This is a genomic window from Paenibacillus xerothermodurans, from assembly GCF_002220865.2.
GTDB classification, from domain to species: Bacteria; Bacillota; Bacilli; order Paenibacillales; family NBRC-103111; genus Paenibacillus_S; species Paenibacillus_S xerothermodurans.
In genome coordinates this window covers 32,343-58,770 of sequence record NZ_NHRJ02000018.1, presented here as the reverse complement: position 1 = coordinate 58,770, position 26,428 = coordinate 32,343, and the positions used below count along the sequence as shown (strand labels likewise).

The following is a 26,428-nucleotide window of genomic DNA, read 5'->3' as shown; positions in this document are numbered from 1 at the left end:
AAGCCACCGCACCTCTCTGGTCGGCGGCTTTTTTGTGCATCCGCAGCCTCTTATATCCGTTTTGCGAATAGAAAACGTTCCTGCCACTGCTCATCAAACTCGCTGACAGTCACGCCAGGTTCCCCGAACGTTTGAACAATTTGCCCGTTGCCCGCGTACATGCCGACATGGCCGACTGTGCGGTTACTTTCGAAACGGCCGGGTGTATAAAAGAACATCAGATCGCCAGGCTGCAGTTCGTTGAGGGATACATTCTGTCCAACTTCCCCTTGAGAGCGGGACGACCTGGGGAGATCGACACCAAAGCGCTCATAGACATGCTGCACAAAGGAAGAGCAGTCAAAGGCATGACTTTCTTCGTACGGCTCCGCGGCAAACTCGTATCGTGTTCCCATAAATTGTTTCGCATAATCGACCACCTGCTGCTTGGTGGCGGGGTCCATAGCGAGCCCGCGCACTTGATTCGCTCCACCATCGTCTCCCTGCGCCGCCACCGGTGGAGTCTGCTGCGGTGGAACGGACTCAGTAATCGGTGACAGCACAATTCGGGAGTTCTGCTCGTTCCAAGTGATGGACGTGCCAAGCAGCGCGGAGAGGGCCTCCGTGGTCATATACGGCTTGTTGACGAGTATTCTAGGAGCTTGCGGCAGCTCGATGGGCCGATCACCTATGAGTGCGCCGCTGTTGTTTACTTCCACAGAATAAGCCGGCCCCGTAGTTCCGATCGTATATTTGTTGTTGACCGCGTGCAAATCCATATCCATTGAACGAACCGCTTGCTCCAGCGGCACCCATAGCAGGCCCTCGTTATCGGTATACACCGGAATATTAGGGTATGCATATTGGTCTGCCACCAACATGTGTGCTGTTCGGCTGGCAGCGACCAGAGGACGTGGAGAGTTTGATGCCTGGGGCCAGCCGTCCGCACAACCTCCGCACAACAATAGTAGACATAAGCAAAGAAGAAGCGTAATCCGGAACTGCACTTTCTTATTCCCCCTCAGCATTATTAATGGGTAATTTTCTACTAAGTGGAATAATTTATGCGCACGCAGTGAAAATTTTCTGAAAACATCTGTGTTGGCTGCTAGAGCGAGAAGCGCAATTTCTTTTGTTACGTTATGATTTAAGCATATTAATCTTTAATGCCCCTAACCATAGGTTTGCATATAACCTCAACGTAATGTCTGATTGCCCGTCCTTCTCCCGGTGTAATAATAGGTACGCGCAGTTGAAAACTAGCACTGCGAAAACCAGGTCATAGAGAGAGGAGATCCGGACATGAATTCGATTATGTTGGGCATGGTCACAATTGGTATTCAAAATGACTCGACTCCAAATGAAGATGTGTACACAATTCAAGTGGACTCCCGCATGGGAATGGATGATTTGCCAACGCTGAAAACCAAGCTGGCCGACGACATTGGCAATGCTGAACGATTCATCATCCAATCCGGGACGCAGCGGCAGCCGCAGGGCTCCGGTTGGAACGTGTATACCAAGCAGCCGGATGCCGCGGTGGAACTGGCCCGTTATCTGAATCAAGCCATGGGCTGCCGCGTGAGCGACCAAGAAATCGAGGATGTGAGGAATCGCTTGATTCGTGTCCAAAAAATCTAGTGAATTATGCCGGAAATTAATAATCGGCCGTTAGGAGACTCGCCTTGCATATTCGGGGTGAGTCTTTTATTTGCTTTGATGTATACTTTAGAGTAGTGTTGTATATTGCAACGACAAACTATAACTCTATGTATACAAGGTGAGCAGATGAAAATAAAAGTATTAGCGATCGCCCCATATCCGGGGTTAAAAGATCTGTTGCAGCAGGTCTCCAAAGAAGATGCAAGATTCGAGATTGATATTGAAGTAGCTGATTTGAAAAAAGCCATACCGATCGTGGCGAGCGCCAAGGCGCAATCGTATGACATTATAATGAGCCGCGGAGGCACCTCAAACGTCATCCGGGAGCGGGTTTCCACACCCGTGGTCGATATCCCCGTGTCGGGGTACGATATCTTACGCGTGCTTACTCTCGTGAAAAACTCGAACAGTAAAGTCGCAGTTATCGGCTTTCCCAACATATGTCGGGGGGCAGCCGCCGTTCTCAGCGTCTTGGACTTCGAAATTCCCATTTATTCGATTGAACGCGCGGCCGAGGTTCCTGCCACGCTGCAGAAAGCTTTTAAACATGGAGCGACCTTGGTACTCGGAGACGTCGTCACCGTTAGTACCGCACAGGAAATGGGCTATAACGGCATTCTCATTACATCCGGTCAGGAATCTGTGCTTGAGGCACTGTCCGAGGTGGAGCGCATCCATGAAGTTGTGATGAAAGCCAGGAAAAATGAGCCTTTGTTTGGCCATATTCTCGAACATCAGCGGACCGGCGTGCTGGTGGCGGACAGCCAAGGTGTACTCCGCTACGCAAATCCCGCCGCTGCACTGCTGCTGGGCTACGAAGCCGGCGCGATGGCAGGAATGTCTCTCGCAGGCATCGAGCCGATCTGGGAGCGGTATTTGGAAGAGGCCGCCCTCGATGCCGCCCTCCCTGTCAGAAAAACCAAATGGTTCAATAACCGTCAGCTTCATATTGAGATCATCGCCCCTGGTGCGACAGAGGACCGTACTTTTCTAATATATATGTATCCTTTGGAGGAGAAAGCTAAAAACCGTTTCTCTAGCAACTTTGAAGTGACCGACCGCATCGGAACCTTTGGACAAATCATTGGTTCGAGCGTCGTCATCCGCCAGGCGATCAAACGTGCGGCGGCACTGGCCGCTACCGAGAAACCTGTGTGGATTGCGGGAGAAGCAGGCACCGGCAAGCATTTATTCACACAAGCCATACACTCTGCCAGCCCGCACAAAAGCGACTCGTTGTATGTCCTCCCGTGCCACCAGTTGACGGATATAGAGCAAGAGTCCCTCTTATTCGGCAGTGATAGTGAACCCGGCCTGCTCTATGCGGAATCCGTCGGAACGATCTGTTTGCAGCAGATTCAACATGTTAGCTCGCAGCTTCAGCAGCGTCTGCTTGAAGCTATACAAGCGGGCATCGCACCGCGGTTAATTGTGACCTCTCTTCTGCCCAGAAAAACGCTGATCAAAAAAGAAGAAGTACACCCTGAATTCGCTCATTTGTTTACTGATTCCAGCTTCGTTGTGCCGCCGTTGCGTGACCGTCTTGAAGACATTGGGGATATAGCCCGCGTGCTTATCGCCGACTACAATTCTCAGCATGGCAAACAAATCGTTGGTGTCCGGCAAGAGGTGCTCGATGATGATCTCATGCAAAGGCTGTGGCCGGGCAATGTCAAGCAGCTGACGATCGTTCTGGAAACTATGCTAGCCTTCACTACCGGTCATTACTTAGGTCCGAAAGAAGCAAAGGAAGGCTGGCTGAAAGTGAAGGACACGTTGCAAATGGAAGCATCCAACCATAATTCCGTAATTAATCTATCAGGTACATGGGACCAAATAGAACGTCGGGTTTTGTTGGAAATTTTGCAGAATGAAGGGATGAATCAGTCGAAAACTGCCAAAAGATTGGGCATAAACAGGTCTACATTGTGGCGAAAACTAAAAAATATGTTGCAAAATTAAACATATGTAGTATTGTGGACCCACTCACCGCTCCATTATAATAGGCGTATAAGCGGTTTCATTGTAAACCACTGTTGCAATTTATAACAATTATTAACATGGAACCGCTTAATACCGCTAGGAGGGATCCGCTATGAGAATCAAAGCATCGATCGAACGAATTCCTGGCGGCATGATGATCGTGCCGCTGCTCTTGGGAGCCATAATCACCACCTTATTTCCTGACATGGGAAAAACATTCGGTTCATTCACAGGTGCCCTTATGACGGGAGCATTACCGATATTGGCAGTCTTTTATGTATGTATGGGGGCAACGATTAACTTCAAGGCAACCCCTTACATTCTGAAAAAGGGGGGCACCCTGCTGGGCACGAAAATCTTGACGGCGATGGGCATCGGTTTTATTGCTGCGCAATTTCTCGGTAACGGCATGATTAGCAGCGGCTTTTTCGCGGGCATCTCCGTGCTCGCGATTGTGGCAGCGATGAATGACACCAACGGCGGACTGTACATGGCTCTGATGGGTCAATTCGGTAAAAAGGAAGATGTCGGAGCTTATTCTGTTATGAGTTTGGAATCCGGGCCGTTCTTCACCATGATTACTCTTGGCGTGGCTGGATTGGCAGCGTTCCCATGGCAAACCTTCGTAGGCGCAGTGCTGCCACTTATCGTTGGAATGATCCTCGGTAACCTTGACAAGGACATGCGTGAGTTTCTTGCTAAAGCGGTTCCAGTTCTAGTTCCTTTCTTCGCTTTCGCGTTGGGTGCCGGACTTAACCTGCAAAACGTGTGGAAGGCTGGCTTTCTAGGCGTATTGCTCGGAGCATCGGTAGTTCTGATCACAGGCTTGTCTCTCCTATTGATCGACCGCTTGATCGGTGGCAATGGTATCGCCGGTTTGTCTGCGGCGTCCACCGCGGGTAACGCAGTCGGCGTGCCTGCTGCGGTCGCTGCCGCCAACGCAGCCTACGCTCCCCTAGTACCATCCGCGACAGCCTTAGTAGCTTCTTGTGTAATCGTAACATCAATCCTAGTGCCGATTGTCACGGCTTGGTGGGCTAAAAGAATCGGCGTCAAAAGCCAAATTGTATAAGTAGAATTCACCACCCGTCCCGGAACAGACTCCGGGACCTTTGTAGTCCTTCGAGCGAATAAATGACACGGAGGTAACCAACAGATGAATCACATCGCGATCATTGCAGATGACTTGACCGGGGCTTCCGACTCGGGCGTACAATTTGCTAGAAAGTGCCTGGCTACCCAGGTGATATTTGACTTGAGTTATTTCGCTGCCGAGACCGGAGACATAGACGCTGTGGTGGTGGATACGGACAGCCGCGCTGATGCCCCGCAGGATGCTTACCGCAGGGTTAGGGATACCGCGAGTCAAGTGTATAGAGCCGGTTTCCAGCATTTCTACAAAAAGATGGATTCTACTTTACGCGGTAATTTGGGGGCTGAGATTGATGCTGTCATGGATGAAATTCCATTTGATTTCGCAGTGGTGGCACCGGCTTTTCCCAAAATCGGCCGCACCACCCTGCACGGCGTTCATTCCTTGAACGGGCTGCCCATCCATCAAACGGAGATTGCGCAAGATCCGAAATGCCCAGTGAAACAATCGAATCTGGTAGACCTGTTCGCCTCCCAGTCACGGCGGAAGGTCGGGCTGATTGCTTTAGATCAGCTTCATTCCGGCCCCGAGGCGGTTTTTGCCCGAATTAATGCACTGCTGAAGGAGCAAATTGAGCTGATTGTATTCGATGCGGTGACCGAGGACGATATGCGTCAGATTGCCGAAATGATGGCCACAAGCGATTACAAGATACTTTGGGCGGGCTCGGCAGGAATTGCAGATTATCTTCCCAAGGCGCTATCTTTGCCATCACGAAGCGATACTCGGCATGAGATGACTTTATCCGGGAAGCCGGTACTTCTCGCTGCCGGAAGTATTTCAAAAGTAACACGAAGTCAGGTTGCCGCTTTTAACTTGAATTCCAATGTAACGGCCGTGGAGTTAGACGCGGTTCGAATGATCTCGACGGAGGAAGGCCGCCTGCAAGAGATTGCACGCTGTCAAGCAGTGCTGCTGAAGGCACTCTCACGGGGATCGGACGTATCACTGTATGCCAGCTCCTCCCCGGAGCAAGTTCAATTGTCTAAGTCCGCAGGCGCTGACAGGGGCTTGGATGATACCGAGGTGTCGAATCGTATCGCGAATACGCTGGGCGAAATTGCTTCCAGCATCGTGCAACAGGTACAATTGCAAGGAGTCATATTGACCGGCGGCGACACGGCAAAAGCAGTTTGCAGACATCTGGGAGTAACCGGCATTCAACTGCTCGAAGAAATAGAGCCAGGCATCCCACTCGGGAAGCTTATTGGCAAAATGCCTTTGTGGGTGGTAACAAAAGCCGGGGCATTCGGCAATGAACAAAGCCTGCTTCATGCTCAACATGTTTTGAAGGGAGAATCTTCGAATGAATAGACCAATCGTAGGCATTACCATGGGAGACGCCGCAGGTGTGGGCCCTGAAATCATTATGAAATCCTTGCGGGACACTGACGTGTATCAGTCCTGCAGACCTTTTGTCATCGGGGATAGCAAAATATTGGAGAGAGCCGAGCGTGTCGTCCAGACCGGACTGCGCGTGCACAACATTGCGTCGGTACAGGAAGCTCAGTTTCAACATGGTACCGTAGACTGTCTGGATTTAAATTTAGTTCCTGCCGATCTGCCGATCGGGCAGGTTTCGGCTGAAGCCGGCCATGCGGCATTCAGCTACCTGAAGAAAGCAATCGAGCTTGCCAACGTGGGCGAAATCGATGCGATTTGCACCGCTCCGCTGAATAAGGAAGCATTGCACAAAGGCGGTCATATTTATCCGGGGCATACGGAAATTTTGGCTGATTTGACGGGAACCAAGGACTTTTCCATGATGCTTTCCGCACCGAAGTTAAAGGTGATTCATGTTACGACTCATGTCGGTATTCTTGATGCCGTAAAAATGATCAATCCGGAACGTGTGTATAAAGTGATACGTATGGCCCACGAAACGCTGCAAAAAGCGGGCTTCGAGTCCCCTAAAATTGCCGTGTGCGGAATTAATCCGCACGCAGGTGAAAACGGACTGTTTGGTTATGGAGAAGAAGAGGAAAAAATCGTACCTGCTGTGGAGCAGGCTCAAGCAGAGGGCATTCAAGCGGTGGGCCCCCTGCCTGCCGATACATTGTTCTTCCGTGCAACGCGCGGCGATTTCGACATCGTGGTCGCTATGTACCATGACCAAGGCCACGGACCGATCAAAGTGCTTGGTCTGGAAGCCGGAGTCAATATCACTGTGGGCTTGCCCATCATCCGCACCAGCGTCGACCACGGCACCGCCTTCGACATCGCCGGTAAAGGCATCGCGGACGAGCAGAGCATGAAGGAAGCCCTGCGCCAGGCCGTTGAATTAGCGCCCAAGCGGGAAGAGTAATAGCAGCCAAATACGTATGCAAAGCGGGAGTTCCCCTCTGCTCATGGGGGACTCCTTTCTAGTCGTTGGGCGCTGACACGCGGTGTGCAAGAGCGCTGACGACACGCGAAACACCCCCGGCAGGAGAGGACCCGCCGGGGGTGTTTTGTTTCCACTCACGTGCATGTGGCGCCAACTGCACCGAATGCCTACTCGTGAGTAGCTGTGTCAGCATGACGCCCAGTTGGATGCCTACTCCTTGTGGATCCGCGTCGCCATAGCGCCAAACACACCCTGAGTGCCTACTCTTCAAAGATCTGCGTCAGCATGGCGCCCAGCTCACGCAGTGCTTCGTCTTCACGCTCTCCATCGACTTCAAGCGTTACTTCGTCGCCTTTTGCCAAACCAAGGGCCAGTACGCCGAGCGAGCTTTTGCCGTTGATTTTTTTCGTGCCTTTGATCAGGCTGACTTTGCAAGGGAACTGCGTCGCAGCATGGACGAACAGCTTAGTAGGACGCGCATGAAAACCTGATGGATGAATGACAGTGAAAGTTTCTGATAGCATTTTATGTCGTACTCCTTTGTTCCACGAATTGTTTAACTTCTTCCTGAGTGCCCATAGCTAACGCTTCTTCCGCCAGTTCGGCCCATTCTTTTCTGGACAGACGGGACACAAGCTCGCGTGCGGGCAGTACGGAACCGGCACTCATGCTGAATTCGTGCAGTCCCATGCCAAGCAGCAATGGAATAGCCGTTTGGTCGCCCGCCATTTCACCGCACATACCGGTCCATATGCCTGCCCTCTGCCCAGCTTTGATGACCATGTGGACGAGCCTGAGTATGGAAGGATTATACGGCTGATATAAGTAAGCCACGGATTCATTCATGCGGTCCGCCGCCATCGTATATTGGATGAGATCGTTAGTACCGATACTGAAGAAATCCACTTCCTTGGCAAAATGATCCGCGCTGAGCGCCGCCGCAGGAATTTCGATCATCATGCCCACTTCGATGGAATCGGACACCGGGATGCCTTCCTGCTGCAGCTTCTCCCGTTCCTCCGCGAGGATTCGCTTCGCTTCACGCAATTCGCTCAGCACCGCGATCATCGGGAACATGATGTTAAGTTTACCCGCTGTACTGGCCCTGAGCAACGCGCGCAGCTGCGTACGGAACAGATCCTCACGCTGCAGACACAACCGCAGCGCACGCAGCCCGAGGAACGGATTGCTCTCCTTTGGCAGCTCCAGATAAGGCAGCTCCTTATCACCGCCGATATCCAATGTGCGGATTACGACACGTTTGCCATTTAATTTTTCAAGCACATGCTTATAAATACGGTACTGCTCTTCTTCTGTCGGGAACGAGCTCCGCCCCATGTACAGAAACTCCGTTCGGAACAGGCCTATACCGTCCGCACCGTTTTCCAGTACCTTTGCAAGGTCCTCCACGCTGCCGATGTTCGCGGCAAGCTCCAAATGCTCGCCGTCCGCGGTCAACGAAGGCTGCACCGCCAACCGCTTCAACTGCTCTCTGCGCTCGTCGTAGCGAGCCTTCTTTTCGCGGTACTCCGCCAACACCTGCTCCGAAGGATCCACTAGCACTTTGCCTTCCGCTGCATCAAGAATCACCAAGGCTCCGTCCGGCACCGAGGCTAACATCGTTCCAGCACCCACTATCGCGGGGATCTCCAGCGAACGGGCCATGATAGCAGAGTGTGACGTGCGGCTGCCGATTTCAGTTACGAAGCCACGAATATAATTGAGATCGAGCTGCGCGGTATCCGAAGGAGTCAGGTCCTCCGCGAAGATGATCGTTTCCTCGGAAATGCCGGATAGCGTCGCGTATGGTTTCCCTGTCAGGTGACTCATCACCCGTCCGGATACGTCTTTGACATCCGCGGCCCGTTCACGAACCATCTCGTTGTCGAGCTCGAGCAGCATTTCGACCACCGCAGCTGTCACTTCACGCAATGCGTACTCCGCGTTTACTTTCTCATCAGAGATTTTATCTACTACCGCATCGACAAGATCCGGGTCTTCCAGCAGAAATAGATGCGCTTCAAAAATTTCAGCCTTCTGTGCGCCCAATCTTTGCTCCGTCAGCTGACGTATTTCTTCGATCTCATTTTTAGCTGTTTCAATCGCCGAACGAAACCGGGCCGTTTCCGCTTCGGCGTCGGCAATAATCTGTCTTTCCGGGGTATACTCCACGTTGGCAAACCGGAAAGCTCTCGCAATGGCAATGCCGGGAGATGCAGCGACACCAGTGAATGTGTTAGCCATGTTGTTCTCTCCTCTCTGTGCGCTGAGTTGTTTAACTGCGCGGGGCAGTCATGCCTGCATAATAATCCAAAATGAGACGATGCACCGGGTGTCCGTCGGCAATGGAGGTGTACTCCGTCACTGTCCGCCCGACTCCTTTTTCTATAATCGACTGCTGCAGTTCGACAGCTTCCGGATCGTCCGGGTTAGCAAAATGAAGCGCCGCCGCCATCACCTTAGCCAAATGTTTCGGTTCGATGCCCATATCATGTGCTTGCAAAGCCGGCTTCACAAGCCGGTCATTTGGTGACAGTTTGCGGATTGGCGACCTGCCAACACGTGCCACTTCATCAGTTAGATGAGGATTGCGGAAACGGCCGATGATTTTTGCAATATACCTGCTATGCTCGTCCGGGTCAAAACCATAACGCCCCACGAGTACAGCTCCGGTTTCGTTCAAAGTCGCCTTTACGTCATCCACAATGCTGTCATCAGCCATCGCCTGTTGAATGGTGCCGTATCCCCGTGAGCTGCCAATGTAAGCGGCCGCGCAATGTCCGGTGTTCACGGTAAACAGCTTCCGCTCAATGTAGGGAGTCAGATCATTCACATAATGCACACCCTGCACCGGTTTGTAGCCTTCCAGCATGGCAGATGCGTCTACTACCCACTCATAAAACGGCTCTACGGTAACTGCAAGCGGATCATCATTGTGCTGGATCGGGACAATTCGGTCTACCGCCGCATTAGGAAAAGCGATGATACCAGCAGCTTTCGCCTTAGCTTCCTCGCCCAGATGAGCGTAAACATGCTCCTTCAACTGACTGCTGCCGCCTATGGCGTTCTCGCAGGCGATGATATGAAGCGGTTCAGCACCAGCGGCTAGACGGCGTTCAATACCCCGTGCTATGCCAGCTGCGATATGCTTCAAAATGTTCACGCCGACAGCCGTTGTAACCAAATCGGCCTCAGCAACAGCGGCAGCCACGGCGTCACCATCTGTTCCATCGATGGCGGTTACGCCGGTCACGTGCAGCTGTTCCTGGTCGTCACCTGCCAAGGTGACCGTGTACTCACCGCGTTCACGCAACGCGCCGACCAGCGTCTGGTTCACGTCGGAGAAAATAACGTCATAGCCGGATTGTGAAAGCAGCAACCCGATAAAACCTCTGCCAATGTTTCCCGCTCCGAAATGTACAGCCTTCATTGTTCTTCCATCCCGCTTTTGAATATTTCGATCATTTCTTCCGGAGTCGAAGCTTTCAAAATCCGCTCCAGGCTGTCATCATCCGAGCAAACCATAGCTACGTTCGTCAGGATATCCAAGTGGTCGTCTCCGACCGCTGCGATCCCGATAACCAGATGGGCTACATTGCCCTCCCCGAAATCTACGCCTTGTGGCAGCTGTACGATAGAAAGTCCGGTTGATTTAATCGTTCCCTTGGATTCGCTGGTGCCGTGCGGTATTGCAAGGCCTCCGCCCATGTACGTGGAAAGAGAGTTTTCACGCTCGATCATGCTCTCAATGTAACTTGGTTCTGCATGTCCTGCGTCTACCAACAACTGGCCCGCCATACGAATCGCCTCGTGTTTATCCTTCACGTTTGCATTCAATTTCACTTTGTCTGTGGAAAGTATACTCATCGTGTTCTCACTCACTTTCTGTCTTATTAAGGAAAAATGTTTTCAAATTTAGCGTCAAGTAATTGCGAATTGCAGATTCATCGCCAGCCTCAAGCAACGAGATCATCTCAGCGTCCAACAGCATGCCGCTCACTTCGCTAAGTACCTCGAGAATTTCTCTTGGTAATCGCTCAGGGGCCAGCATCAGCAGAAATTGACTTAATTGAGCGGACGGCTCCGTGCCGACTTCCACGGGTTCCGCCAGCTGGTATAAAACGAGGCTCGGGCGTCTCACTTCCGGACTGCGAGCATGAAACAAGGCAAGATCCGTGCCCGGAAGCAGCTGGCTGCCGTTTTGCTCGCGTGTCAACAGCCGTTCAGTGACAGAAGTTGCGTCTGAGAGAGTACCCCTGTGAGACTCGTGCTGGCAGGCTTCCTGCAATATAACCGGCAGTTCACCGCCACGCTCCCTAAGCTGGACGACCTCGAATTGCTCTATCAGATTCACAATCTCATCGAGTGTCGTCTTGAGACTGAGCAAGCTCGTGAAGGCGGGCGGTGCCGGCCCCTTGTCGGTCGTGCTGGCTGCAGCAGGGCGGCTGCGGTCCACGCGCTCTCTTATGAATGACCGCACCCTTTCGGTTTCGGGTTGTGTCAAAAGCGGACTAACTTTGACATATTGCGTGGAATCGATGGGCAAATCCACTGTCGATATAATCAGATCGTAGTTATTTGCCGGTATCCTGACAGCTTCGTACCAAGAAACGCGATCCACGATCTCAATCCGCGGCAGTTCTTTACTGAGCCGCATTTGCAGCATCTTTGAGGAGCCGATTCCGCTCGTACATACAAGAATGGCTCGCACATCGCGGCGCAGCTGCTTGAGCCTCTCCAACGACGCGCCAAAATGCATAACGAGAAACCCGATTTCCTCATCCGGCACATCCACATCCGGTAGTTCACGATTCACCGCCTCCCGAACCGCGGCGAACAGGCTGACGTAATCCTTTTTGATCTGATCCAACAGCGGATTACGGATGATCAGCCCGTCTGCCAACCGCCTTAAGGCTTCCTTCATGTGTTGGAACAAACCCTCGCGTAGGGAGCGGTCTTCGCTATAGTCCACTCCCGTTGTGCTTTGCACCTTCCGTATTAGCGCACGGACCGTGTCCGCCAATGCCAGATCATCGCCTGGCAGAGCGGACAGATCGTTGGCCCTGGCCGCGCTAAGAAGCCGTGCAAGATAACCCGTCTCCGCTGCAGAGAAGTTGAGGTGCAAACGCTCGGACAACATATCCGCCAGCCGTCGTGCGGGCTGCTCGTCCCGACTGCTGTCATCGTCACCGCCGATCCTCTGGCGCGCCCCACCCGCAGCTGGTTCAGCCGCAGTGCGCGGCGTCTCACTGCCACCTCGCAACAGCCCGAGGTCCGCCGACACGGTCTTTCCTGCCCGGATCCGGGCCAGCGCGATGGAAAGCCGGATCAGCAAGTCGGTATAAGCGGACTCACTCAATCGACCGGTCCAATGTTCCTCCCAACGCCATAGAACGTCCTCCACAGCAGCCATATGCGCCTTGCCCGCGAGCTCGAACAACTGGCGGTCCAGCGGATGCATGGTGTCTTCATCCCGGGCTGTGATAAGCTCAGTATCATCTAACCTAAGTTTGATCAGCCGCCGAATGCTGTCACGCAGATCGGCCTCCTCGCCGGACAGCTGAACGCCGTATCCTCTTCGCCGAATCAAGGATATGCCGAATTTTTGCAACCACTGAGTAAGTTCATCCAAATCACCGCTCACGGTGGACACGGTCACCTTGAAGTCGTGAGCCAGCGTGAAAAGCTTTAGCGGCTCGTCATTGTCTAACAGTCTGCATAGCAGGTACAACTGTCTCTCGTCAGGCGAAAACTCAACGTCTTCCGAAGTGGCGACAATTCGGCGCAGCGTCTCCAACGCGACCTCGTCCCCGGCGAGCCGGATGCCCAAGCCCGCTTTTTTCTGCAGCTCAATACCTTGTGTACTCAACAGTACTTCGACCGCCGGCAATTCACGATGCACCGTTCTAGCGCTTACCCGTAGTTCCGATGCGATCTCAGCGGCAGTCAATTCCCGATCGCTCCTAAGCAACAACTCCAATATTTGGCGTGTCCTGTTAGATGCATTCATACACATAACCTGCCTATAACATTAGAATGGCCCCAACGCCGGCGATAGACGCCGGCGTCAGCAGCCTTTAGCTGTGAGGTCGATTTTAAGTGAGTCGTTCTACTAATGTGTCATACTCCGGACTCTTCAAGAAGTTATCTATGGAGATATGCTCTGCCTTCGGTGCTTGAAGCTTCGCCCGGTCGGTCAGTGATTTATGGGTGATGACAATGTCCGCATCGCTCGGAATTTCGCTTATCGCCGTATTAATAACCGTAATGTCGGAGCCTGCAGCTTTCATTTTCTTACGTAGGATGGACGCTCCCATAGCACTTGAGCCCATACCCGCGTCACAGGAGAACACAATTTTGCGTACCTCCGCTTTTCCTTTACCCACTTCCGTGGCATTCGTACCAGCAGCTTGCACTTCCGCTGTGGCCGCCGCTTCCTTCGTCGCGGTAGCACCGCCTGCTGCTTTCATCTCTTTCATTTTGGCAGAAGCCTGCTCCAGATCTGCTTCATCTTCCGCGCCCTTTTTAGTTGTCTTGAGAAGGACCGCAGCCACAACAAACGATGCGACAGTTGCTACTGCGACACCGCTAAATGCTGCAAGCAGCCCGCCTCGCGGCGCCATAGCAGCGTAAGCGAAGATACTGCCCGGAGATGGCGGCGCTACCAAGCCCGCTCCAAACAACGCAAACGTGAAGGTACCGGCCACTCCACCTGCAATTGCAGCAAGGATCAAACGCGGATTCATCAGGATGTACGGGAAGTATATTTCGTGAATACCGCCGAAAAAGTGAATGATTGCTGCGCCCGGAGCGGACTGCTTCGCTGTGCCGCGCCCTAAGATGATGTAAGCGAGCAGGATGCCAAGGCCCGGACCTGGATTGGATTCCATCATGAACAGGATGGAATGGCCCGTTCTTGACGCTTGGTCCAATGCGATCGGACTTAGCACTCCATGGTTGATCGCGTTGTTCAGGAACAAAATCTTAGCCGGTTCAATGATAATGTTGGCCAGCGGAATCAGGTTGTGGCTTACCATGAACTCTACTCCAGCTGACAACCATCTGGTGAGCTGCTGAATGATGGGACCAACACCGACATAAGAGATTACAGTGAGTATGGCACCTATGATACCCAATGAGAAGTTATTTACCAGCATTTCAAAGCCGGATTTCACTTTGCCTTCAATCGATTTGTCAAATTGCTTCAAAACCCATGCGGCCAAAGGCCCGCAAATCATCGCTCCCATGAACATGGGGATGTCGGTACCGACGATAATGCCTATCGTCATCAAAGCGCCTATTACCCCACCGCGCTGTTTGTGCACCATCGTACCGCCGGTGTACGCGATCAATAACGGAAGCAAATATGTTATGGTCGGTTCGACCAATCTGGCTAAATGTTCATTTGGCAGCCGTCCTGTAGGGATGAACAGTGCCGTCACAATCCCCCATGCGATAAACGCGCCGATATTCGGCATCACCATACCGCTGAGGAACCGGCCAAACTTTTGAACCCCAACACGAATACCCCCGGGTGCAGAATTGCTTTGAACTTGTTCCATGTGGGTTCCCTCCCCTGCATAAAATCGCTTTCTTTATTCGGACTGTGACTAGCAGCCCTTGAGTTCATCCTAAAACAAACCGTGCGTTATAACAACCAAATGAAAAGCCGATTTTGTCTATGGCGCTGTTGACATGATTTAAGAAGTTGCCTTTGCCACTTAGACTTAGAAAGAGCCGGCAAGGATGCCTCCGCGCCGATATGAAAAAAAAGAGTCCGACCCTGTGGTCGAACCCTGTTCGAATACTCTGGCATGAGTGCATTTAAGATTGTTTTCTGCTGGCTTGCAGCTCATATTTATTGCGATGATACTCTTTCACCATAGCTTGAAAAAAATTGTTTTCCTGCTTCGTCAATCCAAACTGATTCTCTTTGTTGATCAAATTCCCAATGTGGCGTTGCAAAATTTCACTTCGACGTCCTAGCATTTCCGTGTAATTCATTCAGTCATCTCCCTGTACGTCATTCCCCATCGGTCTTTTATAAGTATAGCAGAACACAATTTGCATTGGAAAACCGTCTCTGGCTGCCTTGGTTGAGATAAATTGGGCTGAGCTTGAATCAGCCTCACTGAGCGCCGGGTATTCGGAAACATCCTCCCCGATCCTCTTATTTTGTCAGCGATGGAAGGCTGCCCCCCTGTTCTCTGCACCGCAGTTCTACATCCACGTGGCATTCAGCCGCTAAGAATCACATATTGATAAATGTGAAACGATTTATTTTACATTTTAAATACGGTGGTGGTGTCGATTGAAGCAGGCTCTGTTTTCTCCTTCGCCCTCTCTTACCACGAGAAGCCTTGTCCCCGAAAATCAAGAGTCCCCTGTGCATTTTATAAAAAACCATATCACGCCTGACCATTTGATGTACCGTCGAAATCATTTTGCCTATCAATATGTATCTAAAAAAGCCTTTGCTCTCCCCGTTGTCGGAGAGGTGCATCAGCCAGCCGTTTTCCAATATCATGACCTGCTCAGTCTGCCTGCAAAAACATTACAGGTGGTTCTGGAATGCGCCGGCAACAAACGATCGTATTTCGAGCCCAAAGTGTTCGGCGAGCAGTGGAAAGAGGGGGCGATCAGCGAAGGTGTCTGGCAAGGGGTGCCTTTGAGAAGTTTACTGGCGTTCACAGGCGTGAAAAAAACTGCTGTCGAAGTGGTTTTCGATGGCTATGATTTCGGCACGCGCACGAATATGAAAGGACATTTTCTGTACGCCAGAAGCCTTCCGCTGGAAAAGGCCCTTCACCCAGACACGATTATCGCTTACGCATATAACGGAAAACCGATTCCTTACAAGCATGGGTATCCGCTGCGGCTCATTGTGCCGCAATGGTATGCGATGGCGTCAGTCAAGTGGCTGCAAAAGATCACCGTGATCGATCACACGTTCCAAGGGCCTTTTCAAACAGTGGATTACGTGTACTACCCCGATGAAGAAAGCGATAGCGGCACGCCGGTCACACACATGAGAGTTAATTCTATTATTCAGTATCCTCTGGATTGGGGCAGAGTGAACACTGGAGTGCATCGAATTCACGGGCTCGCTTGGTCAGGCATTGGGGCAGTCACCGCCGCAGAGATCAGTGTGAATGGTGGGCATTCATGGCACACGGCGAGCCTGCAATCAACGCCTGAGCATCCTTATGGATGGTCTGTTTGGTCATACGCTTGGCATGCCACACAAACAGGAGTCTATAAGATTATGTCCAGAGCGCTCGACTCAGCTGGCAACGCACAGCCCCTCGAAGCACATTGGAATACCAAAGGATACGGCTACAACGCGGTAGCAACGGTGAATGTGAAGGTGCAGTGAAGCCACGCGCAAAAATAACAGACGTTCCGTCTGAGTTATCGTTGAGCAAGCTCGTGAAAAACTAGCGGTGACTTCCTTTAATTCAGCAGAATGAAAGTCACTGGCCCAGTTGGTTCGGTGGCTTTTGTGCCTGTGCCTGTATGGACACGAGGGGAGTTGAACCCCTGTCCCAAGATAACGCCACATAAACGTCTACGAGTGTGGTTACAGTTTTGATCTCACCTGACCTGCTCGCGCCACCTAGCCACAGCATTTCTTATACTTCTTACCGCTCCCGCAAGGGCAGGGGTCATTCCTGCCAACTTTGGAAGACACTGCTTGCTGGCCAAGATATATAACGTTGTTTTTGTTTTTTGACTGACTGAAGCCCGAGCCTAGTTCGGCAGGTGTATGTCCACGATTAGACCAAATCCGGGTGTGATTATAAACATCCATAATCAACGGTAAAATTGCCTGCAATTGCTCTCTTTTTGTGAAGCTAATACTCCTTCGTTGAAATTCATAGATGATTGCATCTAAAGAGTCTTCCATAGAGCAAGCAAGTTGAATATCATCCACGAGATCATCTACAAGCGTTTCATCCTTGCATAAATGCTGCGAAACATATTCTTGCAATCTATTCAACTGAGGAGTCTTTTCAAAATAACCTGAATCCGCATATTTTAGCAGCTCTTGCTTGTCTGGAATATAGTAAGGTTTGTCCTTAACTTGCTCCAAAAGCAACTCCATTTCATCCTCAGCTTCGTAACCGAAATAATCATTGATTACATTTCCGCGTTCAAAATACCACGTTCGAGCCCTGCTTGTAATCTTCGTGTACGCCCCGTATAGCTCGGCTTCAGTTAATGGACGCTCATTTTGTATATTGAAAATTTCGATAACCTTGGCCAATGGACAGATTCCGTATAAATTGGCCGACGCATTGATATATTGAAGAATTAGCTGTAAACGATCACGTTCTTCACGGAAAGCCTTCAGAGGCAACTTACCATATGCTTCCTTGATCTCCTCAGGGATTAAGATGAAAAGGTTCGCTTCTTTATAAAAAGAGTACACTAAGCCTTTATCCATCAAAAATAAATACATTCCCGGAAATATAGTGTTATCTTGGACATAAGGTGCTTTTAGAAGCCTATGTACTATTTCCCACTCTTCTGATTCTGCAAGAAGTATGGCATTTCGTAGCACATTGACATCCGTCAAGTGTTGGTACAACGCATCTGCAAGCTCCAGCTTCTTCATCTTCGAGCGTCCAGGCAGCTGATAATTAGCAGCAAGAAAGCTCAACCGTGCCTTTGTAAGGACGGGAAGGATATCCTTCAGCTTGGTTAAAACCTCACCTTTTATCGCATGTCCGACGTTCAATTCGTCTAACCTTTTTGCGAAATCCATTGACACTCCCCTTTGCTTTCCTCAATCGATATGATTATATTGTATCTTATCCCATGCAATCTATGAAATAGATAACCTTCGGTATTACTATTATCAAAAAGCACCGACCGTTAGGTCAGTGCTTTCTCATTTTTTATGGAGACGAGGGGAGTCGAACCCCTGTCCGAAGATAACGCCACATAGGCTTCTACGAGTGTAGTCACAGTTTTGATGTCACCCGAGCATCGCCCCGTAACCGGCTGTGCGTTGGGTCAGCCTGATTGTCTTCTTCAGCTAGCCCCAGGCGGAGACTAGACAGCGTATCCCACTAAAGTTGAGCCCCTATCCCGCCACATGGGCGATGGAAGGTAGAAGCACGCTCACAGGTTATTAAGCTGCGAAAGCGTAAGATTGTTGTTGTTTGCCATTTAATAGGCTTTAGCGTTGATGAAGTGGTCGCGTCCCCACTACCCGCTACCCATGCTCGAACTATCCCCGTCGAATCCAAGAACGTCCCCGCATAGAAGAGCTCCCGGTGGCTAGTCGGGAAGCTCTATAAAACAAAAGGTTATGAAAAAAAGTTTATCCTTGATGCCCTTTCAGTATAGCATACTTCCGCACTAATTGCAGGGTTAGTTCATGGAAGCGCCGCCACCGTGTGGCACATCTGGTGTAACCTACCTGGCGATCTTTTGCTTTTCGCGCATTGCCCGTTGAATATCCCGCTGAGCATCGCGTTTGGCTGCCGTTGCGCGCTTGTCATATTGCTTTTTCCCTTTGCCTAAGCCCAAAAGCAGCTTGGCAAAGCCGTTACGCACATAAATCTTTAGCGGCACCAGCGTGTAACCTTCCTGCTTGGCTAGGCCAAGCAGCTTGCGAATTTCCGCCTTCTTCAGCAGCAGCTTGCGTGCGCGTGTGGGATCTGTGGGATTAAAACGGTTTCCCTGTTCGAACGGACTGATATGAATGTTATGCACGAACGCTTCCCCGTTGCGGATGGTTGCGAATGCATCACCGATATTTGCGCGACCGAGACGCAAAGATTTAATCTCCGTGCCCGTTAATACCAAGCCGCATTCATAGGTGTCTTCGATAAAATAGTCGTGTGAAGCCTTCTTGTTCTGCGCAAGAACTTTGCCGTCGGCTTTCTTACTCATGCAACCGTCACTCCTTCCCCATAACACCCGAAAAAGGGACTGGAGTTTATTTTACCAACTCCATCCCTTCGAAGCAAGCGCTGGCGTTACTTTTTCGCCAGCTTCTTCTTGCGCCGCCGTCCTCCGGCGCCTGCGCGTGCACCTGTTGCGGCGCCCGCTTCAAGCCCGCGCGCCTTGGCGGCCTCGACGCCGGTGCCCCTCGCGGCTCCGGCTCCGGTTGCCGCCGCGCCCTTACGCGCTCCGGCCCGGCTCGCCGTGCCGGCGGCGGCGCGTTTGGCTCCGGCCGCGCTCTTGGCGCCGGCTGCGGTCTTGGCGCCTGCCACAGCACGGCCGGCAGCACCGGCTGCACCGCGCCGTCCGCCCGCTGTTGCGGTCCGCTCCCGCTGACCCCGCGCTCCGCGGCCGCCCTTTTTCCCGCGGCGCACTGCACCCAGCGCGTCCACCAAGCTTACCTTCTGCCGCCGTGGTTTCATATCCACGAGCTCAAAATCAATCGTGTGCTCCTCCGTGCTAACGCGGGCTACACGTACCTTCACTTCATCGCCCAAGCGATAAATTCTCGATGTGCGCTCCCCGATCAAAGCATGCTGCGCCTCATGATAATGATAATAATCGTCATGCATATCACTTAAGCGAATCAGGCCTTCCACCGTATTATCCAATTCTACGAAGATACCGAAGCTCGTGACACTGCTGATGATGCCGTCAAATTCCTCGCCGACCTTATCCTGCATGAACTCCGCCTTTTTCAAAGCCTCGGTTTCCCGCTCCGCATCAACGGCCACACGCTCGCGCTCAGACGATTGTTTAGCAATGTCATCCATTCGCGCGGACAGATATTCGTGTCGTTTCTCGTCGTGCATTAACCCTTTTTCCAACACTTCACGTATTACGCGATGTATGATCAAATCCGGATAACGGCGTATCGGAGATGTAAAATGAGAATAAAATTCCGCCGCGAGTCCAAAATGTCCCGTATTTTGCGCGTCATATTTCGCCTGTTTCATGGAACGAAGCATCACCGTACTGATGACGGTTTCTTCCTTCGTGCCCTTGATCTCGTCCAATAGCGTCTGCAGCGCCCTTGGATGAACGGTGTTCCCTTTGCCGCGCACCACATAACCGAAATTAGTGATGAATTCCATGAAGTGCATCAGCTTTTCAGAATCAGGATCCTCATGAACGCGATACAAGAACGGCACTTTCAGCCAATGAAAATGCTCAGCGACCGTCTCGTTTGCGACCAACATGAACTCCTCGATGATTTGCTCCGCGCTGGAGCGCTCCCTTTTCACAATGCCCGTGGGCTTGCCGCTTTCATCCACCAAAATTTTGGCTTCCTGAAAGTCAAAGTCAATCGCACCGCGCTTCATTCTGCGCCCGCGCAGCTTCATTGCAAGCTCCTTCATCGCACGGAAATCATCCATTAGATGCTCATAGCGCTCCAGCAACTCCGGCTCCGCCTCATCTGATAAAAGCTTACGAACGTTGTTATAGGTCATGCGCTCAGTGGTGTTGATTACACTTGTGAAAACATCGTGACGCACCACGTTAGCGTTCTGGTCGAACTCCATCTCACAGGACATGGTCAGCCGATCCACCCGTGGATTCAAAGAGCAGATGCCGTTGGACAGTCGGTGCGGAAGCATAGGAATCACCCGGTCGACTAAATACGCGCTGCACCCGCGGTTATATGCCTCACGGTCCAACGCCGAACCTTCCGTCACATAATAACTCACATCGGCAATGTGCACGCCCAACAGGTAATTGCCGTTCTCGAGCCGTTCCACATTTACAGCATCGTCCAAATCCTTTGCATCCTCACCGTCAATAGTGACAATGCGTTTTTTCCGCAAATCCCGACGGCCAACCAAGTCAGCTGCCGAAATGGTCTCAGGGACCGCCTGTGCTTCCTCCAAGACTTCTTCGGGGAAAGACTCCGGCAGTTGGTGTTTACGTATAATGGAGATGATATCCACACCCGGATCGTTCTTGTGCCCCAAAATTTCAATGACTTCCCCTTCAGCAGCCGCACGGCCCTCCGGATATGTCACAATACGGACGACCACTTTGTGCCCATCCATTGCTCCATTGAATGCTTCTTTAGGAACAAAAACATCCCGCACGACGCGCTTGTCATCGGGAATCACAAAAGCGTAGCCTTCATTCATCTGAAATAAGCCGACGATTTCCTTATTCGCGCGACTCACAACACGTACGACTTCGCCCTCCATTCTACCGCCGCCAGCACTTTTAGCCGTAATACGCACCAAAATGGTGTCTCCGTTCATGGCTCCAGCCATATCATTGGCGTGTATGTACACGTCCGGATGGTCACGGTCCTCAGGAATAAGAAACCCAAATCCTTTTGCGTGAGCCTGCAGCTTTCCGCGCAGCAAATTCATCCGTTCCGGCACACCGTAACGCTCGTTGCGTGTTCTTAAAATATGACCCTCATTTTCTAATGTGTTCAACAGTTTTAGAAAATCCTTGAAATCCTGAGCGCTGTCAATTTGAAAATGTTTTTCCAACTCTTGATATGTCATCGGTTTATATGCCGTTTCTCTCATAAAATCCAATATATCATCGCGTTGTATCATAATCTCACCCTCCTTCTTTACAACCTATCTATAGTTTTACCCATTTTTGGTTTGGGAAAACACTGGCGTGCTATCTGCTGCACGCTTTATTTCTGCCAACGCAAGTTTCTACCCCGTGTCTACCGGCTCGCCAGGTCCTTCGCCGTTGCCAGCGGCTGGCTGACATCTGAGGGATGTTATTAGTATGATATGCTTGCTCACTGGCAGCGGCGTGGTCATCTGTTGGCATACTGGCGCTCCATCGCGCTTGTCCGAGCTTCAACGCCGCTGCACCTTCCAGGTCCTAACTCGGCTTCTCCAACAAGCCGCCGTTAACCGGAATGCATTGCCAGGATTCTCCAACCAAGCTAGTGCTGGTGCAACGTGCGGGACAGGCTTGTCCGTGCTGGGAAACGTGCCGGACAGGCTGATCCGCTGTCAACGCACCCCGCCGCGCCCTCCTCCATCTGGCACAAAAAAACAGCAGGAGCTGCATTGCCCTGCTGCATTGTTCGAGGTTTTTAAGTTTGCTGCACGAAGTAAGCAACCACAAGCGAAAGAACGAAGAATGCGACTGCCAATCCCATAGTTAAACGTGCCAAAAATAGTTCCAGACCGCGCGCCTTTTGCTTACCGAACAGATGCTCCGCACCACCGGAGATGGCACCGGATAACCCTGCGCTTTTCCCTTGTTGAAGTAGTACGACCGCAATCAAACCCAGAGAAGCTATCACTAGTATGATTTTCAAAACAACTTCCATGTTTCCACCTCCTGCAAAAGATCTCCCGTAAAAACAAAGGCCGCCATGACCTTAAATCGTAAAATAGACAGTAATCATATTATAACATGAAGCCTTCCTACTGGCAATCTATGCTTGCGGCGCAGGGTAGTCACCGGTCTAGTAGAATTGGTCTGCTTGCGCTGCAGCGAAACTCAAGCGAGCCAGTGGATTCACAACAATATCGCGACAAGCGCCCCACCAATAGCCGTGCTGTATCTGATGCACCGTTCACTCTATGCGCCGGTCGTATTGCATTGCCGGATTAGGCGTGCGCGTCCGTTTTCTCCCGCCCGACAATGCCTGGATCGCACTTTTTGCGCAGCCCAGTGCAAACAACGTGAACAAAACCGCCCAAGCAATTGCCGGCATCGCCGTAAGCTCCGCCAAATTAGTGGCATCACCGGCAGCGGCAGGATTTTCCCATGCGTAAACAATCAGCGAGATCGGGCCCAACACCGATTCCTCTAACGTAAGAAATGCAAGCAGCAGATAGTAACCGCTGCTCAACCAACGGGGCATCAGCGCCAACATAATGATGTTCAACAGAATAAATCCGATCAACCACATCATCCCATATTCATTGCGGACGAATAAAACCAGCGATATAGTCGCCACCAATGTGATAAGCTGTAGTCCTAACCGGTGTTTGTCGCGGGCACGCAGCTTGAATAAAAATACGGCAAACAACGAAGCCGTGATGTACCCGGACAGAGAGATCGGAATCTGGCTCCAGTTGTTCATTACCCGCGTATACGTCAAACCGCTATGGTTAGCGAAGAGCTCGATATACATAACCTGTCCTGACAGCGCCAACGTGACCAGCGCGTGGCCGAATTCATGGACCATCGTATCCAGACTGCGAAAAAACGAGGAAAAAGGGATCAATCGGGTCAGCACAGCCGACCCGATGAGAAACAATGCAGTTTTCACCCAATTCATTCAGATCCCTCCTACTGGATATGTGAGCTCTGCCAGCTGGGCACGGCAGCAGTGCGCGTGAGTACGTGAACAGCTGGCTGTTCCCTTAACGCCCATAGGCCATCCTCCATAGTAACTGTGGCGCAGGCCGATTGCATATCCCGGACATAAAAAGGTGGCGGTATAGGCTACCACCACCATGTGAAAACAGTCTACAGTGGGCTTACCCACCACATACTGCTGCTATTTAAAGTCTCTCAGGTTGAAGAACGCTTTTTTGCCCAGATACTGTGCACTGTCTCCCAGTTGGTCCTCGATGCGAAGCAGCTGGTTGTACTTCGCGACACGGTCCGTGCGGGACGGCGCACCGGTTTTGATTTGGCCTGCGTTAGTAGCAACCGCAATGTCCGCGATGGTCACATCTTCGCTCTCTCCGGAACGGTGAGAGACAACAGCGGTGTAGCCTGCACGATTAGCCATTTGGATTGCGTCGAAGGTTTCTGTCAGCGTACCGATTTGGTTCACCTTAACCAGAAGCGAGTTTGCGATTCTGCCCTCGATACCTTGTGCCAAACGCACGGTGTTTGTCACGAACAGATCGTCGCCAACCAGCTGCACTTTGTTACCCAATTTCTCGGTGAGCAGCTTCCAGCCCTCCCAATCATCCTCGGAGCAGCCATCTTCGATGGAGATGATAGGATACTTTTCCACCCAACCGGCTAAGAAGTCAACGAACTCAGCGGAAGTGAAGGACTTCCCTTCGCCTTCCAAGTGGTATTTGCCATCCTTGTAAAACTCAGTGGAAGCCACGTCCATACCCAGGAACACGTCAACTCCTGGCTTGTAGCCTGCACGTTCAATCGCAGTTAGGATCGTTGTGATAGCTTCTTCGTTGGAGCCCAAGTTTGGCGCGAAGCCACCTTCGTCACCCACGGCTGTGTTCAACCCTTTGTCTTTCAATACGGATTTCAAGCTGTGGAAGATCTCGGCACCGGTGCGAAGAGCTTCTTTGAAGCTAGGAGCACCAACAGGCAAAATCATGAACTCCTGTACGTCTACGTTGTTGTCCGCGTGCGCGCCGCCATTAATGATGTTCATCATAGGAACCGGCAGCTGCTTCGCATTAAATCCGCCCAAGTAAACATAGAGAGGCACATCCAGAGCTGTGGCGGCCGCGCTGGCAACCGCTACGGAAACCGCCAGAATTGCATTCGCTCCCAGTCTGGCTTTGTTCGGCGTACCGTCCAACTCGATCATTTTGTTGTCGATCGCAACTTGATCCAATGCGTCATACCCGATCAGCTCAGGAGCGATAATATCGTTCACGTTCTCTACGGCTTTGGTAACTCCCTTGCCTAGGTAACGGGACTTATCATTGTCGCGCAGCTCTACAGCCTCGTATGCGCCGGTCGATGCGCCTGAAGGCACAATGCCGCGGCCTTTTGCGCCGGACTCAAGGAACACTTCCACTTCTACAGTCGGATTACCGCGGGAATCCAATACTTCGCGAGCGTAGATATTAGTAATCATTGTCATGACACAAACACTCCTTCATCTTTTGTTAAGTTCGCCGGGTGACAGACCTTAGAAACGGTCCATCCGTCAGGCTTAGATCAATGCGGTTCCCGTCATCTCTTCCGGCTGCGGCACTGCCAACAGCTTCAGAATGGTCGGAGCAATATCCGCCAAAATTCCGTCATTTCTCAGTGTAACATTTTTGGACGTGAGAATAAAAGGAACCGGATTCGTCGTGTGCGCCGTATTACGGCTTCCGTCCTCATTGGTGACCAGGTCGGCGTTACCGTGGTCCGCTGTGATCAGCGCGACGCCGCCTTTAGCCAACACGGCATCCACTACTTTGCCTAGGCAAGCATCTGTTGCTTCCACGGCTTTTACCGTGGGCTCCAGCAGACCGGAGTGGCCTACCATGTCGGGGTTGGCAAAGTTAAGTATAATCACATCCTGCCGCTCTGCTTCGATTTCAGCCACTGCCGCCTCCGCGACTTCATACGCACTCATTTCAGGCTTGAGATCGTAAGTGGCTACCTTCGGTGAATTGATGAGAATACGGGTTTCACCCTCAAGTTCAACATCGCGGCCGCCGCTGAAAAAGAAAGTAACGTGGGGATACTTCTCCGTCTCTGCAATACGCAGCTGCTTCAAGTTATTCTGAACGAGCACTTCACCTAACGTGTTGTCTAAGTTCTTTGGCTTATACGCGACATAACCGTCAACAGACTCGCTGAAAAGCGTCAGACAGACAAAATGCAGATTAGTGGGAGCCTTCTCGCCGCGTTCGAAGCCACGGAAATCATTGTTCGTGAACACCTGAGACAGCTGGATGGCGCGGTCCGGTCGGAAGTTGAAAAAGACAACTGCGTCTCCGGATTCCACCAAACCCACGGGCGAGCCGTCAGCTTCCACTATCACTGTAGGCATTACGAACTCGTCGAACACCGACTTCTCGTACGATTCGACGATTGCCTTCATCGGATCGTTATATTGCGGACCCTCGCCATATACCATCGCACGATAGGACTTTTCCGTCCGTTCCCATCGGCTATCCCGGTCCATGGCATAATAACGCCCTTGGACTGTTGCGAGCTTCCCTACCCCAATCTCGTCGATCTTGGCCAGCAGGTCAGACATGTAAGCCTTAGCGCTGTCCGGCGCGACATCGCGGCCGTCCAGGAACGCGTGAATGTACACTTCCGTGAACTGCTCCTTCTTGCACACTTCCAACAGCGCAAACAAGTGGGCTATATGACTATGTACTCCGCCGTCAGACAGCAGCCCGTACAGGTGCAGTTTTTTTCCTGCGTTTTTCGCATGGCGTATGGCACCGAGAATCGTCTCATTCTCGAAAAATTCGCCATCCCGGATGGATTTGGAGATACGTGTTAAATCCTGATACACGGTGCGTCCGGCGCCGATATTCAAATGGCCCACTTCTGAATTACCCATTTGGCCCTCGGGCAGCCCCACTGCCTCACCGGAAGCCGTCAAAGTTGTGTGGGGATATTCCGCCCAGTACCGGTCAAAGTTCGGTTTGAACGCCTGTGCTACCGCGTTACCAACGGTCTCGCCGCGAAGGCCGAAGCCGTCCAGTATAATCAATGCTACCGGTTTTGGTGTGGCCATG

At 51.7% G+C, this 26,428-nt stretch carries 21 protein-coding genes and 1 other RNA gene; 6 read left to right on the top strand and 16 right to left on the bottom strand.

The genetic code is table 11. From position 1 onward, the window contains the following. Positions 1-50 precede the first annotated feature (50 nt). Positions 51-854, bottom strand: coding sequence for a C40 family peptidase (locus tag CBW46_RS19205; protein ID WP_165842376.1), 804 nt, complete (start codon positions 852-854; stop codon positions 51-53). A gap of 427 nt (positions 855-1,281) precedes the next feature. Here CBW46_RS19205 and CBW46_RS19200 point away from each other — a divergent pair, with 427 nt between their 5' ends. From CBW46_RS19200 to pdxA, 5 genes are all read left to right on the top strand, one after another. Then, positions 1,282-1,620: a hypothetical protein gene (locus CBW46_RS19200; protein ID WP_089201579.1), complete on the top strand. Its 339-nt coding sequence runs from the start codon at positions 1,282-1,284 to the stop codon at positions 1,618-1,620. 147 nt (positions 1,621-1,767) lie between these two features. Continuing rightward, the gene (locus CBW46_RS19195; RefSeq protein WP_089201578.1) at positions 1,768-3,603 is read left to right on the top strand and encodes a sigma-54-dependent Fis family transcriptional regulator; all 1,836 of its coding nucleotides are present in this window, start codon (positions 1,768-1,770) and stop codon (positions 3,601-3,603) included. A gap of 133 nt (positions 3,604-3,736) precedes the next feature. Further along, entirely contained in the window at positions 3,737-4,696 is a 960-nt protein-coding gene (locus tag CBW46_RS19190; protein WP_089201577.1) for a 2-keto-3-deoxygluconate permease, read from the top strand. Between the two features lie 84 nt (positions 4,697-4,780). Next, on the top strand, positions 4,781-6,091 hold the full coding sequence (locus tag CBW46_RS19185) for a four-carbon acid sugar kinase family protein (RefSeq protein WP_089201576.1): 1,311 nt from the start codon (positions 4,781-4,783) through the stop codon (positions 6,089-6,091). Next, positions 6,084-7,082 carry a 4-hydroxythreonine-4-phosphate dehydrogenase PdxA gene (gene pdxA, locus CBW46_RS19180; protein ID WP_089201575.1) on the top strand — a complete coding sequence of 333 codons (999 nt, stop codon included), beginning with the start codon at positions 6,084-6,086 and terminating at the stop codon, positions 7,080-7,082. Before CBW46_RS19185 ends, pdxA begins: the two co-directional genes overlap by 8 nt. Positions 7,083-7,363: 281 nt before the next feature. On the opposite strand, the gene CBW46_RS19175 is transcribed toward pdxA, so the two are convergent. From CBW46_RS19175 to CBW46_RS19145, 7 genes are all read right to left on the bottom strand, one after another. Next, complete coding sequence (locus CBW46_RS19175) at positions 7,364-7,627, bottom strand: HPr family phosphocarrier protein (protein ID WP_089201574.1); 264 nt, start codon at positions 7,625-7,627, stop codon at positions 7,364-7,366. A gap of 1 nt (position 7,628) precedes the next feature. Next, positions 7,629-9,347, bottom strand: coding sequence for a phosphoenolpyruvate--protein phosphotransferase (ptsP, locus tag CBW46_RS19170; RefSeq protein ID WP_089201573.1), 1,719 nt, complete (start codon positions 9,345-9,347; stop codon positions 7,629-7,631). Between the two features lie 31 nt (positions 9,348-9,378). Further along, a complete protein-coding gene (locus tag CBW46_RS19165) occupies positions 9,379-10,533 on the bottom strand; it encodes a mannitol-1-phosphate 5-dehydrogenase (RefSeq protein WP_089201572.1) in 1,155 nt (384 codons plus the stop codon). Beyond that, entirely contained in the window at positions 10,530-10,970 is a 441-nt protein-coding gene (locus tag CBW46_RS19160) for a PTS mannitol transporter subunit IIA (RefSeq protein ID WP_089201571.1), read from the bottom strand. The genes CBW46_RS19165 and CBW46_RS19160 overlap by 4 nt, the downstream gene beginning before the upstream one ends. Before the next feature lie 7 nt (positions 10,971-10,977). Continuing rightward, complete coding sequence (locus CBW46_RS19155) at positions 10,978-13,113, bottom strand: BglG family transcription antiterminator (protein WP_165842375.1); 2,136 nt, start codon at positions 13,111-13,113, stop codon at positions 10,978-10,980. An 85-nt stretch (positions 13,114-13,198) separates the two neighbouring features. Next, complete coding sequence (locus CBW46_RS19150; protein ID WP_089201569.1) at positions 13,199-14,665, bottom strand: PTS mannitol transporter subunit IIBC; 1,467 nt, start codon at positions 14,663-14,665, stop codon at positions 13,199-13,201. A 262-nt stretch (positions 14,666-14,927) separates the two neighbouring features. After that, positions 14,928-15,107 carry a hypothetical protein gene (locus CBW46_RS19145; RefSeq protein ID WP_089201568.1) on the bottom strand — a complete coding sequence of 60 codons (180 nt, stop codon included), beginning with the start codon at positions 15,105-15,107 and terminating at the stop codon, positions 14,928-14,930. Between the two features lie 382 nt (positions 15,108-15,489). On the opposite strand from CBW46_RS19145, the gene CBW46_RS19140 reads away from it, so the two are divergent. Next, complete coding sequence (locus CBW46_RS19140) at positions 15,490-16,479, top strand: sulfite oxidase (RefSeq protein WP_243633404.1); 990 nt, start codon at positions 15,490-15,492, stop codon at positions 16,477-16,479. Between the two features lie 240 nt (positions 16,480-16,719). Here CBW46_RS19140 and CBW46_RS19135 read toward each other — a convergent pair whose 3' ends face one another. The 8 genes from CBW46_RS19135 to gpmI form a co-directional block, all read right to left on the bottom strand. Beyond that, positions 16,720-17,871 (bottom strand): YecA family protein, encoded by a 1,152-nt coding sequence (locus CBW46_RS19135; RefSeq protein WP_089201567.1) that lies wholly within the window; start codon positions 17,869-17,871, stop codon positions 16,720-16,722. Between the two features lie 133 nt (positions 17,872-18,004). Continuing rightward, positions 18,005-18,368: a transfer-messenger RNA gene (ssrA, locus tag CBW46_RS19130) on the bottom strand. A 159-nt stretch (positions 18,369-18,527) separates the two neighbouring features. Then, positions 18,528-19,007 (bottom strand): SsrA-binding protein SmpB, encoded by a 480-nt coding sequence (smpB, locus tag CBW46_RS19125; protein ID WP_089201566.1) that lies wholly within the window; start codon positions 19,005-19,007, stop codon positions 18,528-18,530. Between the two features lie 86 nt (positions 19,008-19,093). Continuing rightward, complete coding sequence (rnr, locus tag CBW46_RS19120) at positions 19,094-21,607, bottom strand: ribonuclease R (RefSeq protein ID WP_089201565.1); 2,514 nt, start codon at positions 21,605-21,607, stop codon at positions 19,094-19,096. Positions 21,608-22,107: 500 nt separating this feature from the next. After that, entirely contained in the window at positions 22,108-22,347 is a 240-nt protein-coding gene (secG, locus tag CBW46_RS19115; protein ID WP_089201564.1) for a preprotein translocase subunit SecG, read from the bottom strand. Between the two features lie 249 nt (positions 22,348-22,596). Next, positions 22,597-23,307 (bottom strand): M50 family metallopeptidase, encoded by a 711-nt coding sequence (locus CBW46_RS19110; RefSeq protein ID WP_089201563.1) that lies wholly within the window; start codon positions 23,305-23,307, stop codon positions 22,597-22,599. Positions 23,308-23,529: 222 nt separating this feature from the next. Then, on the bottom strand, positions 23,530-24,822 hold the full coding sequence (eno, locus tag CBW46_RS19105; RefSeq protein WP_089201562.1) for a phosphopyruvate hydratase: 1,293 nt from the start codon (positions 24,820-24,822) through the stop codon (positions 23,530-23,532). A 72-nt stretch (positions 24,823-24,894) separates the two neighbouring features. Next, positions 24,895-26,427 (bottom strand): 2,3-bisphosphoglycerate-independent phosphoglycerate mutase, encoded by a 1,533-nt coding sequence (gpmI, locus tag CBW46_RS19100; RefSeq protein ID WP_089201561.1) that lies wholly within the window; start codon positions 26,425-26,427, stop codon positions 24,895-24,897. Position 26,428 lies beyond the last annotated feature (1 nt).